The 18157-nt window shown below is 38.5% G+C and carries 16 protein-coding genes; 12 read left to right on the plus strand and 4 right to left on the minus strand.

Annotation, left to right across the window (positions count from 1 at the left end; all coding sequences use genetic code 11):
- Positions 1 to 5: 5 nt before the first annotated feature.
- On the minus strand, positions 6 to 1589 hold the full coding sequence (nhaB, locus tag L0668_RS00770) for a sodium/proton antiporter NhaB (protein ID WP_235310152.1): 1584 nt from the start codon (positions 1587 to 1589) through the stop codon (positions 6 to 8).
- 224 nt (positions 1590 to 1813) lie between these two features.
- Between nhaB and fadR the strand changes: the two genes are divergently transcribed.
- The 5 genes from fadR (at position 1814) to L0668_RS00795 (ending at position 5896) form a co-directional block, all read left to right on the plus strand.
- Positions 1814 to 2524: a fatty acid metabolism transcriptional regulator FadR gene (gene fadR, locus L0668_RS00775; protein WP_235310153.1), complete on the plus strand. Its 711-nt coding sequence runs from the start codon at positions 1814 to 1816 to the stop codon at positions 2522 to 2524.
- Between the two features lie 188 nt (positions 2525 to 2712).
- Positions 2713 to 3105, plus strand: a complete 393-nt coding sequence (locus L0668_RS00780; protein WP_235310154.1) for a Dabb family protein — start codon at positions 2713 to 2715, stop codon at positions 3103 to 3105.
- Positions 3106 to 3118: 13 nt separating this feature from the next.
- Positions 3119 to 3505, plus strand: coding sequence for a hypothetical protein (locus tag L0668_RS00785; protein WP_235310155.1), 387 nt, complete (start codon positions 3119 to 3121; stop codon positions 3503 to 3505).
- 156 nt (positions 3506 to 3661) lie between these two features.
- Positions 3662 to 5131 carry a hypothetical protein gene (locus L0668_RS00790; protein WP_235310156.1) on the plus strand — a complete coding sequence of 490 codons (1470 nt, stop codon included), beginning with the start codon at positions 3662 to 3664 and terminating at the stop codon, positions 5129 to 5131.
- Positions 5132 to 5278: 147 nt separating this feature from the next.
- On the plus strand, positions 5279 to 5896 hold the full coding sequence (locus L0668_RS00795) for a hypothetical protein (RefSeq protein WP_235310157.1): 618 nt from the start codon (positions 5279 to 5281) through the stop codon (positions 5894 to 5896).
- Between the two features lie 341 nt (positions 5897 to 6237).
- Here L0668_RS00795 and L0668_RS00800 read toward each other — a convergent pair whose 3' ends face one another.
- Positions 6238 to 8391, minus strand: a complete 2154-nt coding sequence (locus L0668_RS00800; protein WP_235310158.1) for a prolyl oligopeptidase family serine peptidase — start codon at positions 8389 to 8391, stop codon at positions 6238 to 6240.
- A gap of 113 nt (positions 8392 to 8504) precedes the next feature.
- Here L0668_RS00800 and L0668_RS00805 point away from each other — a divergent pair, with 113 nt between their 5' ends.
- From L0668_RS00805 to L0668_RS00820, 4 genes are all read left to right on the plus strand, one after another.
- A complete protein-coding gene (locus tag L0668_RS00805) occupies positions 8505 to 10142 on the plus strand; it encodes a GMC family oxidoreductase (protein WP_235310159.1) in 1638 nt (545 codons plus the stop codon).
- A 12-nt stretch (positions 10143 to 10154) separates the two neighbouring features.
- A complete protein-coding gene (locus L0668_RS00810) occupies positions 10155 to 11270 on the plus strand; it encodes a DNA alkylation repair protein (protein ID WP_235310160.1) in 1116 nt (371 codons plus the stop codon).
- Positions 11271 to 11402: 132 nt separating this feature from the next.
- Positions 11403 to 12341, plus strand: a complete 939-nt coding sequence (locus L0668_RS00815) for a GlxA family transcriptional regulator (RefSeq protein WP_235310161.1) — start codon at positions 11403 to 11405, stop codon at positions 12339 to 12341.
- Between the two features lie 167 nt (positions 12342 to 12508).
- Positions 12509 to 13408 (plus strand): glycosyltransferase, encoded by a 900-nt coding sequence (locus tag L0668_RS00820; RefSeq protein WP_235310162.1) that lies wholly within the window; start codon positions 12509 to 12511, stop codon positions 13406 to 13408.
- Positions 13409 to 13546: 138 nt separating this feature from the next.
- Here the strand turns inward: L0668_RS00820 and L0668_RS00825 are convergent, their stop codons facing one another.
- Both L0668_RS00825 and L0668_RS00830 read right to left on the minus strand, forming a co-directional pair.
- Positions 13547 to 13924: an iron chaperone gene (locus L0668_RS00825; RefSeq protein ID WP_235310163.1), complete on the minus strand. Its 378-nt coding sequence runs from the start codon at positions 13922 to 13924 to the stop codon at positions 13547 to 13549.
- Positions 13914 to 14555 carry a TetR/AcrR family transcriptional regulator gene (locus L0668_RS00830; RefSeq protein ID WP_235310676.1) on the minus strand — a complete coding sequence of 214 codons (642 nt, stop codon included), beginning with the start codon at positions 14553 to 14555 and terminating at the stop codon, positions 13914 to 13916. Before L0668_RS00830 ends, L0668_RS00825 begins: the two co-directional genes overlap by 11 nt.
- 170 nt (positions 14556 to 14725) lie before the next feature.
- Here L0668_RS00830 and L0668_RS00835 point away from each other — a divergent pair, with 170 nt between their 5' ends.
- The 3 genes from L0668_RS00835 to L0668_RS00845 all read left to right on the plus strand — a co-directional run bounded on the left by L0668_RS00835 (position 14726) and on the right by L0668_RS00845 (position 18101).
- Complete coding sequence (locus L0668_RS00835) at positions 14726 to 15544, plus strand: crotonase/enoyl-CoA hydratase family protein (protein ID WP_268820157.1); 819 nt, start codon at positions 14726 to 14728, stop codon at positions 15542 to 15544.
- Positions 15545 to 15563: 19 nt separating this feature from the next.
- Positions 15564 to 17615 carry an NADPH-dependent 2,4-dienoyl-CoA reductase gene (locus L0668_RS00840; RefSeq protein WP_235310165.1) on the plus strand — a complete coding sequence of 684 codons (2052 nt, stop codon included), beginning with the start codon at positions 15564 to 15566 and terminating at the stop codon, positions 17613 to 17615.
- Positions 17616 to 17696: 81 nt separating this feature from the next.
- Entirely contained in the window at positions 17697 to 18101 is a 405-nt protein-coding gene (locus L0668_RS00845; protein ID WP_235310166.1) for a VOC family protein, read from the plus strand.
- Positions 18102 to 18157: the final 56 nt, after the last annotated feature.

Genomic DNA, 18157 nt, shown 5'->3' on the forward strand with positions numbered 1-18157 from the left:
GCCCCTTAATGTGCCGCCGGAGTGGCTGCACCAGATGTCACTGTGTGGTGTTCTATCAGGTGTATGTCATACAACCATTCTGTCGCTTCGTACAATCCCAAGTAAGTTGCCGCTAAACCTACAAGTGTCAGTACAATTGTATAAGGCAAAGCCATATACACCATAGTGCCATATGATAATCTAAGTAACGGTGCAATAGCCGAGGTTAATAAGAATAAAAATGCCGCTTGGCCATTTGGAGTGGCAACACTGGGTAAGTTGGTTCCTGTGTTAATGGCTACCGCTAACATGTCGAATTGGTCGCGGGTAATTGCACCATTGTTTAATGCAGCTGTGACTTCAGTAATATACACAGAGCCTACAAATACATTGTCACTGACCATAGACAGTAAACCATTAGCTAAATAGAACATCACCAATTGGGTTTTGCCCTCAAAGGTTAATACCCAAGTGATAACTGGCGTAAATAAGCTTTGGTCGATTATCACCGCTACCACACCAAAGAACACACATAACAAAGCAGTAAAGGGTAAGGCTTCTTCAAAGGCTTTACCTATTGAGTGTTCGTCGATGACGCCACTCATACTGGTGGCTAAAACAATAATTGATAAGCCGATAAGGCCTACTGCGGCAAAATGTCCTGCTAAACCTACAACCAACCATAATGCAATTAAAGCTTGTACGCCAAGCTTTGCTTTATCTTGTATCGTTAAGTTTGCCGTGGTGTATTTATCATAATCCGTTAATATTTCTCGAACCACAGGAGGTATTTGAGCACCGTAATTAAATAGCTTGAATTTTTCTACTACATAGGTAGTCGTTAAGCCAGCAAAAAATACTGGGATGGTGATCGGAGACATACGAATGAAAAACTCTACAAAGTCCCAGCCAGCCTTATCAGCAATGATCAGGTTTTGAGGTTCGCCTACCATAGTCATTACACCACCTAATGCCGTGCCCACGCCAGCATGCATCATTAAATTACGTAAAAAAGCTCTAAAGTTCTCTAAGTCATCACGACTTAAGTGCGGTACTTCTTCGTCTTGAGAGTGATCGTGTTCAGCATGAAAGTCTTTTCCTGAAGCAACCTTATGGTAAATAGAGTAGAACCCGAGCCCAACGGTTATGATAACAGCGACTACGGTTAAGGCATCTAAAAACGCTGATAGAAATGCACAAGCAGCAGCAAAAGCTATGGATAGGGCTATTTTATTTTTGAGTTTTAATAATAATTTTGTAAAAAGAAAGAGTAACAAGTCTTTCATAAAGTAGATGCCAGCTACCATGAACACTAATAATAGAATAACTTCTATGTTGACCACCATTTCATGTTTCATGTGTTCTGGGGTGGTCATGCCAATAAATAATGCTTCCATCAGCAATAAGCCCCCCGGCTGCAATGGATAACACTTAAGCGCCATGGCTAGTGTAAATATAAACTCTAAGACTAAGGCCCAGCCAGCTATGTAGGGGTTAACTATAAATAAAATTGGGTTAATAATTAGAAAAGCGATAATGGCTTGTTTATACCAACTAGGTGCTTTTCCTAAAAAGTTTGCGGCTATGGCTTGTGGTAAAGACATCTGCATATGCAATATTCCTTGCAAATTTTATAATTGTTAAATTTTACAGGGCTTCAGTGTAAACAAAAAATCTCGTAAAATCCCCTAGTTACAAAATATTTAATAAAATATTTTACCTTTTATCGGGGGGGAATAGCGGTAAGTGAAAAGTTTCGTTGTTCCCAACAAAAATCATCTGGTACAATCAGTTTCGAAAATTAAAACAAAAACTATAACGAAGTGAGTTGTTGATGATATACAAGGCCCAAAGCCCTGCTGGATTCGCAGAAGAATATATAGTTGAGTCTATCTGGAGCGGAAGATTTCCCCCTGGAACCATATTACCTGCTGAACGAGAGTTATCAGAGTTAATTGGTGTGACTCGAACTACTTTACGTGAAGTGCTACAGCGCTTGGCCCGCGATGGCTGGTTAACTATTCAACATGGAAAACCCACTAAAGTGAATAACTTCTGGGAAACTTCAGGTTTGAATATTTTAGAAACCTTAGCGCGTCTAGACGAGGACGGCATTTCTGAATTGGTTGACCATTTATTAGCGGCCCGAACTAATTTAAGTGCTGTTTATATTCGTGGTGCTATTCGTAATAATCAACAAGAATGTATTGACCAACTCAATAAATATAGTGACATTCCTGATGACGCTCAACATTTTGCAGACAGCGACTATCAGCTTCATCATGATTTAGCGGTAGCTTCTGGTAACCCAGTTTACATTTTAATGATGAATGGTTTTAGAGGGTTATACTCTAGGATTGGTGCATATTATTTTAAAACTCAAAAATCACGTGATTTGACCCGTGGTTATTACAGTCAACTATTATCCTTAGCTGAAAAAGGGGATTATCAACAAGTAGCTATGACTTTACGTAATTACGGCATTGAAAGTGGTAAAATTTGGCAAGAAATACGTGACGATATACCTAAAGGTATTGTTGATTAATCAGCTTCATTTTTAACATTTATTCTAAAGCCAACTATTCAGTTGGCTTTTTTGATGGTTTTATTTTTATTATCTCCTTTTATGTTTTTTCAGATAAATAAATATTTTGTCTAAATTTTCTGATAGTTAGTTTATAGTGCTGAGCGATTTATAATTTAGAATGTAAATTTAGTTTAAATAGGTGAATGATGAAAAAATTAGTTTTAATGTTAATTTGTTACTTTGGAGTATCGACTATGGCAAATGCAGAACAACAAAAAATAGCAGAGGGTGGCTTCGTACATACGGTATTTTTCTGGCTAAATAATCCAGACAATACTCAAGAGCGTGAGGCTTTTGAAAATCACTTAACTAAATTTATTGACGCTTCTAAATACGTTAAAAGCAAACATATTGGTACTAAAGCATCATCACCTAGAGATGTTGTCGATAGTAGTTACGATTATTGTTTAATCGTAACCTTTGCCAATAAAGAAGAGCAAGATAAATATCAAACTGAAGATGTTCACTTAACTTTTGTTAAAGATGCTGCTCATTTATGGAAAAATGTAGTGGTGTATGACTCAAATAGTATTTTGTAGCTTTTAACTCAATATGAAAGTGTGGTTGTCAATTTTTACCAGTCCTGTAAGAGTTGTTAGGATCAAGAAAAAAAAAGGTAAGGTAAAGCTTAGACGGCAAATGCTGAAAGTTAAAATGGCACTTCGACAAGAGTCTGCAGAAACCAAAAGTATGCTGATTATTTATCGAAAATATACTATGGGTCTAGCGACAGAAGAAGAAATGAGTGTGGCTAATGCCCAGTTTTTTGATGTAATTAAAGGTTTAGGTATAGGTGTATTTGCCCTGTTGCCATTTGCACCATTAACTATTCCTATAGCTATTAAGCTAGGGCGAATGGTAGGGGTTGAGATCCTTCCAAGTTCTTTTGTGACCCTTGAAAAACCGACAAAAAGCAGGATAACAATAAAAGATGAGTAAGCTACTATTGTTAGCCTTGTTTTTGTCAATGCATGTGTTTAGATTAAGTAGGAGTTAAAACTAAGTTTTGAATAGGCTTTGATGCTTTGTTGTGACCTTTAACAAAAATTCAAGTTCAATGAGTATTAGTAAATTACGAAAACATGGGATTTCGATTTGTTAGATAAAAAATTTAACACTAACTACACCATAGGTGTAGATTCAGTTGTAAGAGCCATTAGCGGTAAATCCAGAGGGCAAAAATCTCTGTTTAAACAAGCTGAAGAGTACTTTCAAAATGAACCTGAAAATAAACGTAAATTACAGGAACTGACTGAGCAGGTCACTACGTTACAAAAAGAGTTAGATGCAACACCACTTTTCAAATTTAAGCCTAAGATTAAGTTATTAAAATTAGAAAAATTAGAAAAAGAATTAAATAATGAACAACTCGTCCAAAATAAGGCCCGTTTAGTTCGGTTGCACAGTGCGATTGATGTGTGTTTAAAGATTTTATCTTTAACTGAAGGGGCCGATTTCGATGAAACTCAACTTAAAAGTGCTAAGTATTTATCTACCATATTGTTATTCTCACCCGGCGAAGGTAAACGACTTGCAGAGTTGCACCAATCGCTCAAACCTTCGTACCGAGCGGTATTAAGCCTTAGATTGCTAGACAAGCTATTAATGGGAAAGGGTATTAAAAATGCACATATACTTGCATATTATGATCCGCAAACCAGATATGAAATAGGTAAGCCCGATAGTGTTTGTTTTACTCAATCAATTGTATTACCCATAATGTTTGCGGCCATTTTTCAAGAAGTTGGCCTACAACATCCGAAACTGACAGTGTTACTCGAAGGTTTGCAGGGGGACCAAGATCGTTATCGAACTTTAGATAAAGATGAACGTGTTAAAGTGACTAAGTTAACTAACAAATTTACCTTAGAGTATTTACAAGAAGGGTTAGGTATACAACAAGGGATTATAGGCACAGCAGAAGATAAAAAAGCTTTTCTCGAAGCTGAAAATAAACGTATTCAATTTCAGTTAAATTTGGTGAAAGATGCCAGTTCAACTAAGGTTGGCACTAGTGAGATAATCCGTATTCCGCAAATATATTCATCGATAATATTTTCTACAAAACGAGAATTTTCAAAAAGTACTCTGCCAAATGCCTCGGTATTGATTGCTCAATTAGCCAGTAAAAACAAAATCAGTAGCCAAGTCGCTAATGCCTTTATTAGTATTGTGGGTAAGTTTCCTATGGGCTATGGAGTGGTATATTTACCTAAAGATATGCGTGGTATTGAGTTAAATCATTATGAATATGCAATTGTGATTGGATTGAATCCAGCCAAATTGGATGAGCCCAATTGTCGTTTAGTGAGCAGAAATTTACTGTTTTCTGAATACGGAAAAAATGAGGTGATTGAAACCAGTCGCAATATGCATTATGAAACAGCTAGAAAAAAACTAAAAAGAGTAGACCCCAAAAAATTACTACAAATTAGACAAACTCTAACTCATAAATTTGATCCTAAAAAAGCTCAACAATTAATTCCGTTGTATTGGGAGGGCTACAACTATTTTATAGTAGAAGGGTATCAAAACCTGTGGAATCAAGTGGCACAAGAAGAATAAGTCAAACGTCTGCTTTTTTTACATTCAAATCTAATTATTTGTTTCTTGAACGCTATTTTATTGTAATTTATGATTTTTTATTTTGGCGTTAAATTTGCTTGGGAATAAATGTTAATTCATTTCTTTTTAAACAGTAGGGAATCAAATATGTTTAAGAAAGCTTTTGCCTGTTTAATTTTAGTTTGTGCTAGCCAGGTTTCTGTCGCTTCGTTCATTACCCATAACGGATATACCTTAGATACAGACACCAATATTGTGTCAGATGGTACTTTAGAATGGCTGCAATGGGATGAAACCCTGGGCCAATTCGCAGCCTCAGCCATAGGAAGTTTTGCTGGATGGCGCCTTGCTTCCTCCAGAGATATGATTTCATTATTTAGTGATTTTGGTTTTGACTGGAATTTATCAACACCTGTAATAGAGTCAAATGTGATAAATTTTGTATCATTATTTGGAGACACTCAATCTGGGGCTAGAAAATCCAGTGCGGCTTTATTTAGCGCAGATTTTATTAATAATGGTCTTGCTAATGTATTTGAAAGTTATGAGACTGGTTTATTTAGAAAACGGACCATAGACGTAGGTTATGTTTTAGACCCTATCAATTTACTTAATTTTCCTTGGTTTAATAAAGAAGATTTTGGTGTGGCTCTAGTACGTGACGTTGAAGATGTGCCTGTACCAGCTAGCTTATCTATTTTGTTATTTGGCCTAGCTGGTGTACTTCTGCGCTCTAAGAGACATGCTTACACCAATCCATCTTAATATGTGATCACTCAGAATGCATCCAGCGGATTTTGATTAAGGCGTCGCTGCACAGTAATGGTTGTTCCCTTTCAAATAGCGAGAACCAGCTCCTTTTTTAAAAATAGGCGCAAAAGTCGCTGGGGCATTCCTTTCAGGCGAGTTTTAAAAGAGTTGACTCTGTGTTGCATGACCTTGAAAGAGAACTCGTTGTCTTTTAATAAATAGCTATCAATCATGCGCCTTGATTAAACCCTTTTAAACTCTCGCTGAGTGACTAGATATCAAGATTTGAATAGTTATTAGAATAAACAAAAATGGCACCAATAGGTGCCATTTTTAGTTAGTAAACACAGCCAATATTATTTAGCTTCTAATCCCATGTTGTAGAGGATAAATCCATAAATATCAGCATATTGTTCAATAGTTTTGCTAATTGGTGTGCCTGCACCGTGCCCGGCATTTGTCTCAATACGGATCAAGGTTGGATTTGGCCCAGTATGTTTGGCTTGTAACTCTGCTGCAAATTTAAATGAGTGGGCTGGCACTACGCGGTCGTCATGATCGCCCGTTGTCACTAGTGTTGCTGGATACTCTACATTTGATTTAACATTATGTACTGGCGAATAACCTAGCAGATATTCAAACATTTCTTTATTTTGCTCGGAAGTACCATAGTCATATGCCCAACCAGCACCTGAGGTAAAGGTGTGGTATCGCAACATATCTAAAACACCTACCGCTGGTAAAGCCACTTTAAACAAATCAGGACGCTGCAACATCACCGCGCCTGCTAACAAACCTCCGTTAGAGCCACCACGAATAGCTAAGTAGTCACTGGATGTATATTTTTCTTTGGTTAGGTATTCAGCAGCGGCAATAAAATCATCAAACACGTTTTGTTTCTTAAGAGTAATACCGGCCTTATGCCATTTTTTACCATATTCACCACCGCCCCTTAAATTAGCTACGGCATAGACGCCACCTTGTTCTAACCAAGCCGCAGTAATAGAGCTAAAGCGAGGTTGAAGGCTAATGTTAAATCCACCGTAACCATATAAAATGGTTGGGTTTTTACCATTGAGCTCTAATCCTTTTTTAAAAGTTAAAATCATCGGGATGTTAGTGCCGTCTTTTGACTTATAAAAAACTTGTTTAGAGTCGTACTCTTGTGCTGCAAATCTCACCTTAGATTTGCGGTACTCGGTTGATACACCATCTTGGGTAGACAAACTATAGATAGTGCTAGGTGTGTTGTAATTAGTAAAACTGTAATACAAAGATCCTTGATCTTCTTTGCCTTTGAAACCACTGGCGGTGCCTAAACTAGGTAAATCAATGGTTCTAACTAACTTGCCGTTTTTATCGAGTTGTTTAACTTCAGAAACCGCGTCAATCATATAGTGAGCAAATATATAACCGCCACCAGTGACGGCTTTAAGTACATTCTCTGTTTCAGGGATAAAGTCTTGCCAGTTTTCTGGTGCAGGGTTGTTTGCATCCACTTTTACCACTTTTTTATTTGGCGCGTTTAGGTTGGTTTCAAACAATAAATCTGAGCCGTCTGAATCAAGTAACTCAGTGTCTGAATCAAAGTTATCTAAAATAGTCACCAATTCACTATTGGGTTTAGTGAGATCTTTGATAAATAATTTATTACCAGCGGTTGATTTTGCGGCATCTATTATTAAATATTTATCGTCTTTAGTGACTTTGGTATCTACATATCGGTATTTTTGTTGTTCTGTGCCGCCAAATATAAGTTTGTCGTCGTTTTGCTGAGTACCTAACTTGTGGTAATAAATTTTATGCTGGTCGGTTTTAGCTGACAGTTCACTACCTTGGGGTTTATCGTAACTCGCATAATAGAAGCCTTTATTTTTAAACCAAGAAATATCAGAAAACTTAATGTCTTCAAGTCGGCTAGTCACTTCTTCAAGGGTTTCTGTATTAATGGTGATAGCCGTGCGCCAATCACTGCCACCTTCTGAAATAAGGTAGGTTAAAAGGCTACCGTCGTTAGAAAAATAAGTACTTGATAGAGACGTAGTTCCATCTTGACTAAAAGTGTTGGGGTCCAAAAACACTACCGGTTTTTCATCTTGTTTTTGGCGATATAATACCGACTGGTTCTGCAAGCCATCATTTTTATAAAAATACTCATATGCCCCTTCTTTAAAAGGCGCACTAACTCTTTCGTAGTTTAATAACTCTGCCAATCTATTTTTTAATTTGTCGCGAAATGGAATATTTTCTAAATAATCGAAGGTGACTTTGTTTTGCTCTTTAACCCACTGGGCTGTTTCGTCACTCATGTCGTCTTCTAACCAACGATAAGGATCAGCTACCTTAGTGCCAAAATAATTATCTACTACGTCACCTTTTTTTGTTACAGGGTACACAATATTTGATTTTTCCATGGTTTCACTTGGTGATTGGGTTGTTTGTTCTGGTGGGTTTGAGTCGCAGGCGGCAAAGGCCATAACTAAACTTAATGTTATAAGTGGATACTTCATAATTCCCCTAGGTTATATCTTATATTTTTAGCGGCGCTATTTTTGCAGATAGCGTCAATTTTGTATAGTGTTTACAGCCTCATTTTATAAGCTGATGTTAAGTTCTAGGTCTTATGAGAAATATAAATACCAAAAAACGTATTACTGCAACACAGTATGATTTTATTATTGTTGGTGCGGGCTCTGCTGGTTGTGCACTGGCTAATCGGTTATCTGAAAATAACCAATTTAACGTGTGTTTAATAGAAGCGGGCAATAAAGACACAAATCCTCTTATACATATCCCATTCGGTTTATCTGTGTTGTCACGATTTGCAAAATTGAATTGGAATTATCATACTCAAGCGCAACCCCAGCTTAACAATCGGAAACTGTATTGGCCCAGAGGTAAAGTATTAGGTGGCTCTAGCTCGATTAATGCTATGTGTTACATACGGGGCGTGCCAGAAGATTATGACAATTGGCGTGATTTAGGGGCAATAGGTTGGGATTGGCAATCGGTTTTACCCTATTTTAAAAAGTCCGAAAAATTTCAACTGGATGAAGAAGATTTGCACGGTACCAAGGGCTATTTAGATGTACAAAAACTACGACATAGCAATGTGTTATCAGAGGCTTTTGTAAAAGCAGCAAGTGAAGTGGAACTAACTAAAATTGAAGATTTTAATGCTCAGGAGCGAAATGGCTTAGGTTATTACCATGTCACTCAACAAAATGGCCAACGGTGCTCAGCCGCTAAAGCTTATATAAGTTCGGTTAAAGATCGTCAAAACTTAACTATCATCACCAATGCGTTAGTAGAAAAAATTGTGATTCAAAATAAAAAAGCGGTAGGCGTAAAAGTTACGCTTGCTGGTAAATCAATAAAGCTCAATGTCACAAAAGAAGTGTTATTAAGTGCTGGAGCGATAAATTCACCGCAACTATTGATGTTGTCAGGTATAGGCCCTAAAACACACCTAGAGCAACATAAGATAACGGTTGAGCATGATTTACCGGGTGTTGGCCAAAATTTGCAAGACCACCTAGATATTATTATCCAGCACAAAGCAAAAGTTCGGGATAGTTACGCTGTTATGCCAGCATTGTTGCCTCGTTACGCTAAATCGGTATTTTCATACCTATGTAAACGCTCAGGACTTTTTACAAGTAATATTGCCGAAGCGGGCGGTTTCGATAAAACACAATATGCTAACAAAATGGCCGATATTCAATATCACTTTTTACCAGCCTTGATAAAAAACCACGGCCGGTCTTTAGCTTGGGGATATGGTTATAGTTTACATATTTGCGCTTTATACCCTAAAAGTCGTGGAGAAATTACTCTAGACTCAAACGAACCTACGCAGCAACCACTTATCAATCCCAACTATTTAAGTGAGCCGCTAGATCAAAAGATTATGCTTGCCGGTATTCGCAGGGGCCGACAAATCCTAGCCAGTAAAACCTTTAATTCATTTTCAGCTGGTGAAGAGTTGCCTGGTGAAGACAAGCACACAGACCATGACATTTTGCAATTTATCCGTGAGCAGGCAGAAAGCATTTATCATCCGGTTGGCACATGTAAAATGGGGAATGCTAATGACTCAATGGCCGTGGTTGATCCTAAACTCAAGGTCATTGGCATGGAAGGTTTAAGAGTGGTCGATGCTTCGATCATGCCGTCAATTATTGGTGGTAATACTAATGCTCCTACCATTATGATCGCCGAAAAATGTGCCGATCTAATCAAACAAGAATATCAAAAGTAGGAAGCATTTTTCATGGCAGAACCCCTTAAAAACCATTACGGAATAGAAATAGCGGAAAAAATTAGCGCCATGACGTTAAAGGTTTACCCAAGCTTTGATGCAGCGGGTTTTATTGATGTTATCAAAACAGATTACGAAAGCTTAGAGTTAATGGAGCGCGGCCGTAAAATATCTGCGGCTTTAAAACAGTTTTTACCAAATGATTATCTGCAGGCGCTAAAGATTTTATTAGCCTCTGCTAAACAGCCAACACAAGTTGACGAAGACAACAGCATCGCCTCTTTTATTTTCATGCCCCATGTTAACTTTGTCGCTGAAAATGGCTTGGATAATTTTGAAGCTTCAATGCATGCCCACTATGTATTAACGCAAAAATTTACATCAGAGTTTGGTATTCGGCCATTTATTCAAAAATATCCAGAACAAACCATGGCGTTACTAAGTAATTGGGCTACAGATGATAATTATCATGTTAGACGCTTGGTGTCAGAAGGGACGCGTCCGCGGCTCCCTTGGGCGTCTCGATTACCAGAATTTATTGCAGATCCGCAACCCGTGATAAAATTATTAGAATTATTAAAAGATGATCCTGAACTTTATGTCAGGCGTTCGGTGGCTAATAACCTAAACGATATAGGAAAAGACCATCCTGATTTATTAGCCGATATTGCTAAACGTTGGTTAAAGGGGGCTTCAGAAGAGCGTAAATGGTTAGTTAAACATGCATTGCGTAGTGCCATTAAGCGCGGCGAAAAAGGCGCATTAGAAGCTTTAGGTTACGGTAAACCTGCCAATGTAGTAATACAGAACATCAGTGTGTCGCCAGCGATTACACAAATTGGCGGCTCGATTACCGTGGGATTTGATTTACAAAATCTAGCCAACACTAAAACTAACATGATGGTGGACTGTGTTATTCATTTTATTAAAGCCAACGGGGCAAGTTCAGCTAAGGTTTTTAAACTAAAAGCCTGTGAACTCAAGCCTCAAGGTGTGCGGTCTTTTAGTAAAAAGGTGTCGTTAAAACCTATGACCACGCGAACTTTGTATGCTGGCATGCATAAAGTTGACGTTATGATTAATGGCCAAACTAGGCCTTTAGGCGAATTTGAGTTACGCCAATCCTGAACCATTAATGAGTACCACTACTTATTAATGTCACTGTTGTTAACGTCCTAAAATGTTGTAATTTTGTCTATGTAGACATTAAAACCGGTGTAAAGTAAACATCATTATTTAGCTATTACACTGGTTTGCTTTATGACAATTCGTGTCGCGTTTTTTATCGCTGATGGTTTCCAACCTCTAGACTTATTTGGTCCGCTAGATACCTTTGAAGAAGCCAATAGCTTTTTAAAAAATAGCTACCAATGTGACATTGTTAACTTTCAAGCTGGGCCTGTTAAAAGTGCATCTCGCCACTCGGTAGTGGCAGTTTATTCGCTAACAGATATACCGCAGCCTGATTACTTGGTGATCTGTGGGGGTTCAGGTATGCGAGAGCTAACCTTGAGCACTCGCCAAGTTATTGATTTAAAAAAACTAGCAGACGCTTCACAAAAGATAATTAGTATTTGTACGGGCACTTTTATCCTAGCCCAGCTTTATCCCGACACACCATTAACCGTTACTACCCACTGGCGTCATTGCTCACAACTAAGCGCGCAGTATCCAAATTGCGAGGTACTGTCAGACCCATTATTCATTCAGTATAAACAGTTTTATTCATCCGCAGGTATTTTGTCGGGTGTGGATTTGAGTTTAGAGCTGGTTAGGCAAGATTTAGGTAATACAGTGGCAGCATCAGTGGCTAAAGAATTAGTGGTGTATTTACAACGAAAAGGCAGTCAAAACCAGTTTTCCGATTTATTAAAAACCCAGTCTTCTGACAGTTTACGTCTGAATCCTGTGATTGAATGGATGATGGACAACCTGCAAAAACCTATTAGTTGTGCAGACATTGCACACAAAATGTGTGTCAGCGAAAGACAAGTGTCACGATTGTTTAAACAACATGTCAATTTAAGTCCCGCTCAATACTTAACCCAATTACGCATGTTTCAAGCCAGAGACTTAATTAGTCAAGATAATCGTTCGTTGCAAGAAGTCTCTCGGTTAGTGGGCTTTAAAAACTACGAAAGTTTTAGGCGGTCGTTCGAGCGTTATTTTGGTTTATCGCCTTCAACATTCAAGCCGTAAGTTATTGCTTACCGGTTAGTTTTGATCGTTGTGGTTTGAAGTACAGCATAATTAGCTGATGATGTGTTAACTCAATATGTATACACTAAAGTCATAATTTCTTAGAAAAGATGATGTATTTATGAGGGATGTAAAGTGAGTGATATTAACAGAGCGACCCATTAGTTATGTCTATCCCAAAATACGCACTGGCGATATTTGCATATAACATCGATCAGTCGATTGAAGCGTGCTTAAATAGCGTGCTCAGAAATGGATTAGATGAACACTTCACAATATTTGTTTTAGCCAATGGCTGCACAGATAACACAGAATCTATCGTTAAAATACTCCAAGCTAAACATAGTCATATTGAACTTGTTTCAATAAAAAAAGCAGATAAATGTCATGCATGGAATAAATATGTGCACGAAATTGCACCCGAAGTTGAGACACATTTTTTTATTGATGGTGATGTTGAAGTTACACCGGGATCCTTGTGGAAAATGGCGCAGTTAATTCACGCCGACCCGCGAATTAATCTTGTCGGTGGTGTGCCAGTAGTGGGCCGAGATAAGGATGCTTGGACTAGCCGAATGTATACGTATGGTCGAGTATCTGGTGGACTATACACTATGAGCAATGAATTTCTACAACGGCTTAAATCTGAAGGTATAACTATGCCTGTTGGCTTTGTAGGTGAAGACTTTTTGATTTCAGAATTGGCTAAAAGTTTGTCAGATTTTAGGCAATTTAATAGGCCTAGTATTCATTTAAAAATTGAACCCAAGGCCGGATTTTCATTTAGATCTTTATCTAAAAAACGTATTGCTGATTATTTACAATATGCGCGCCGTTTAATTCGTTATCGAATTAGAGATTATGAACTGTCTATGCTGTTACATCGCTTTGAATATTTTAATGGAATTGATTTACCTAATTCAGTGCAGGATTTATATAACCAAACTAAAGTACTACCAGACTATTACTGGAGAGGTAAATTTACTCCAATAGATTGGATTGCTGTGTACAAAATAAGGCGGGTAGTGAGCGATAAAACGTCGAGGTTTAGTAAAATATTTAATTAGCGTTATCGTGTTAATTTTTTAATGTGTAATATCTGTGTTTAGTGTTTATGCCAAAAAGCCAAATGTATTTTTGATCTTGGCGGACGATACGGGTATTGAAGCCATATAAAGTGCTGATGGTCATAATTCTAAAAATACCTAACAGCCCAAATCTGTTCCTGATTCACTTAATTCAATTGAGAGTTTAATAAACTCTGGCAGTTTGGTTTGTTGAATATCAATACTTTTTGTAATGCGAATACAGCCTTTTCCGCAATTTAGACCGGCTAATAGCTCACCACTTGGGTCAACTTTTTTAATATTGCCCACATACAAACCCACATAGTTCTTTTGGGCGTTTAGATGGAATACTGATTTATCATTCAGCTTATAATTCAGCATTTTGTATTCAATGCTTTCTAATATCTTTGGTGCATAGCTATGAATAATGGTTCTAATTTCTAGAAATTTTTCTTTGCGCCAATCAGCTTCAAGAGTTGTTAAATAAGCGCTTGGTGTATCTACATCATATTGCATCAGTTACCTCACTAAATCCTTGAGTAAATAGGTTGACGGCACATTCACACATTTCGTCAATGTGGGTTTGATCAGCGTAGATCCCGTCAATTAACAGTCTAGCTATACCGTGCATAGTGCCCCAGGTAACTTGTGATAAGCGTAATGTATTTTCACCTTTAGGCAGTAAACCTTGTTGTTGCCAATCTTGGGTCATCTGTACTTGGTAATTAAAACTTGGATAAGCCACATCACGCAGGTTTTGTGTGGCTTTATTTTGTTTCCAAATAGTACGGCCAAACATTAAGTCATATAACTCGGGGTTGTCAGCGGCATATCGAATGTAACCCAGAAAGAACTGGTGATATTTTTCTTTCAACGACAAGTCAGTTTGATTAAATATCTTTTCTGCGTTGTGTTGCCAGTGTTTAAAACCTTGCTCTGCTATGGCACATAAGAGTTGATTTTTATCTTTAAAATGATGGTAGGGGGCTGTGCGAGACACTCCAGTTTTTTCGGCTAACTTACGTAAAGACAAGCCTTCGATACCGGTTTCTTTAAGCAATTCATTGGCACCAGCAATTAAGGTACTCCTTAAGTCACCATGGTGGTAATTCGATTTGCTATTTAGGTTTTTCGTTTGTTTACTGATAGTAGTTACTGATTAAGCGCAGCCATAGAACTATTCTTAATTACTATCTTGACACTGTCAACATAAGTTACTAATCTTGACGGTGTCTAGTTTTGGTTTTGTGATTAAAACCTTTTACTAAAAACGAGGAAATAAACGTGTCTAACCTTGAATTTAATTTACTGGTGACTATGCAGGTAACCATTGAAGATCAGATTGCACATATACAACTTAATCGTCCTGAAGCCTTGAATAGTATGATCCCTGAATTTTGGACTGAACTACCAGCCGTGGTTAAAAAAATTGATGATGAAGCCAGTGCCCGCGTGATTGTGATCTCAGCTCAAGGTAAACATTTTAGTGCGGGAATGGATTTGTCGGTTTTTGCTAGTTTAGGCAAAAGATTTACAGGTGAGCCAGCTCGTAATGCAGAGCAAATGCGTCGATTAGTGCTCGAACTACAAGATAGTTTTAATGCCTTAGAAGAGGTACGTATTCCGGTACTGGTTGCCATGCAAGGCGGGGTGATTGGTGGAGCGGTAGATATGATATGTGCCGCTGATTGCAGATATTGCACGGCAGATGCATTTTTTACCATTAAAGAAACCGAATTAGGCATGACCGCTGACGTAGGCACGTTACAAAGGTTACCTCACTTGATTTCGCAAGGCTTAGTGCGAGAGTTAGCGTACACGGGCCGCAAGATGCAAAGCGTTGAGGCCAAAGACTGCGGTTTAGTTAACCAAGTATTTGACGATCAAGCCAGTATGTTAGAAGGAGTGATGAAAATAGCTGCAGATATTGCCGCACATTCTCCTATGGCAGTAACGGGCTGTAAAGACATGTTGAATTACAGCAGAGATCACAGCGTGAATGACAGTTTAACCTATATGGCTACTTGGCAAAGTGGCATGTTACAAATGTCGGATATGCAAGAAGCCATGTCGGCTGCGCAACAAAAGCGTCAGCCTGAATATGCCAACTTACACAAAAAGAACAAAGGCTTATAAAGTCAATTAGGAACCAAACATGAATAACCCAAATCTTACTTCAAAAGCTGGATTAGCTAAGTATCCTAATATGTTAAAGCCTTTAGATTTAGGTTTTACCCAACTAAAAAATCGCGTGTTAATGGGCTCTATGCATACAGGGTTAGAAGAAGCGCCAAATGGTCATATTCGTATGGCAGCCTATTTTGCCGAGCGGGCTAAAGGCGGTGTGGGCTTAATTGTGACTGGTGGTTTTGGCCCAAATAACGAAGGTGCGACTCACCCTAATACTCGTGGTGTGGATTCAGCAGAAGCAGTCAGTCAGCATCAGGTAATTACACAAGCGGTTCATCAATATAACACGAAAATTTGTATGCAAATTTTGCATACTGGCCGTTATGCCTATAACCCAAATTTGGTGGCGCCGTCTGCTATTCAAGCGCCGATTAACCCGTTTAAACCTAAAGCCCTAGATAAACAAGGAATTGAAAAACAAATAGATGATTTTGTGCATACCGCGTTACAAGCACAAAAAGCCGGTTACGATGGTGTTGAGATCATGGGCTCTGAAGGTTACTTTTTAAATCAATTCATTGCCGCCCGCACCAATCAACGCGATGACGAGTGGGGCGGAGATTACCAGAACCGTATAAAGTTACCCTTAGAAGTGGTTCGCAAAGTACGTGAAGCTGTCGGCAGAGAGTTTATCATTATTTATCGCCTATCAATGTTGGACTTAGTCGAAGGCGGTTCAACCGCTGAAGAGGTAATTGAATTAGGTAAGGCCATTGAACAAGCCGGCGCGACCATTATTAATACAGGAATTGGCTGGCACGAAGCGCGTATTCCTACCATAGCCACAAAAGTTCCGCGCGCAGCCTTTACTTGGGTAACAGCTAAATTTAAGCAAGCTTTGTTTGTTCCTGTGATCACTTCTAACCGAATTAACACGCCTGAAGTGGCAGAAGACGTACTTGTTCGTGGTGATGCAGATATGGTGTCTATGGCTAGACCATTTTTGGCTGATCCAGATTTTGTGATTAAAGCGGAGCAAGATAGAGCCGACGAAATCAATACTTGTATTGGTTGTAATCAAGCCTGTTTAGATCATGTATTCGCTGGAAAAATGACTAGCTGTTTGGTTAACCCAAGAGCATGTCATGAAACAGAGTTAAATATCTCTGTTGCTAGTCAATCACAAAACATTGCTGTGATAGGAGCGGGGCCAGCAGGGTTGGCTGCTGCAGTGACAGCCGCCAAAAGGGGGCACAAGGTCACTCTGCTTGACTCAGCTAGTGAAATAGGCGGTCAATTTAATATTGCCAAACAAATCCCAGGTAAAGAGGAGTTTTACGAAACCATTCGATACTTTTCTCGCCAATTAGAAATCCATAATGTTACGCTTAAGTTAGATACCCGAGTTGCTGCTCACGACTTAAACCAAAGTAAATTTGACCAAGTCATTATTGCAACAGGCATTAAACCTCGAACACCTGAAATAGAAGGTATTCAAAGTGACAAAGTATTGAGTTATCTAGATGTGATAGTAGGCAAAAAGCCAGTAGGTAACAAAGTGGCGATTATTGGTGCAGGTGGTATTGGTTTTGACGTAGCCGAATACCTATCACATAGCGGCGAGTCTACTAGTCAAAATATTCCTGCGTTTATGGCACAGTGGGGCATAGATATGACATTTGGTGCTCGTGGCGGCATTGAAGGTATTCAAGCGAAACCCGCTCCGTCACCTCGTGATATATATTTACTACAACGTAAATCCAGCAAAGTTGGTGCTGGCTTAGGTAAAACTACCGGCTGGGCACATAAAGCAGGCTTGCTTAAAAAAGGCGTGAAAATGCTCTCTGGGGTCGAATATCAAAAAATCGATGATGCGGGCTTACATGTAAAAATCGATGATGTGATGCAGGTATTGGACGTAGATAACGTGATTATTTGTGCGGGACAAGAGCCATTACGAGAGCTGGTGGAAGGGTTATCAAAACCCTATCATTTAATTGGAGGCGCTGACGAAGCGGGTGAATTGGACGCCAAGCGAGCAATAGATCAAGGCACTAGGTTAACTGCACAATTGTAGATTTTTGAACCGTATAAAAAGTGTATTTTCAATGGTACTCTTTTATCACTTTACCTTTTTGATTTTAAATAAGGACGTTTTATGAGTGCATCGTTTCATATTAATTTTAATGGTCAATGCGAACAAGCCTTTGAGTATTATGCAGAGCATCTAGGTGGTGAAATTGGTTTAATGCTAAAGGTAAAAGACTCGCCTATGTCTGTCACGTCGACTGCTGAAATTCAGGACAATATTGTACACGCGAATATTGCCATCCAAGGAGTGGAAATAGCCGGTGGTGATTTGTTGCCAGAGCAGTATCAAAAGCCGCAAGGTTTTTGTGTGTTGTTAGGTTTAGATAATGAACAAAAAGTAAAAAATACCTTTGATAAATTAGCCGTTGGTGGAGAAGTGATTCTTGCTCCGCAAAAAACATTTTGGTCTAGATGTTATGCCATTGTTACAGATCAATTTGGTGTGCCTTGGAAGTTAAATTGCTCTGATTAATTCTAATTCATAAACGTAAATCAAACCTAGTATCGTTTTTATAAGTTGATACTCGG

This window comes from Paraglaciecola algarum (assembly GCF_021532655.1).
GTDB classification, from domain to species: domain Bacteria; phylum Pseudomonadota; class Gammaproteobacteria; order Enterobacterales; family Alteromonadaceae; genus Paraglaciecola; species Paraglaciecola algarum.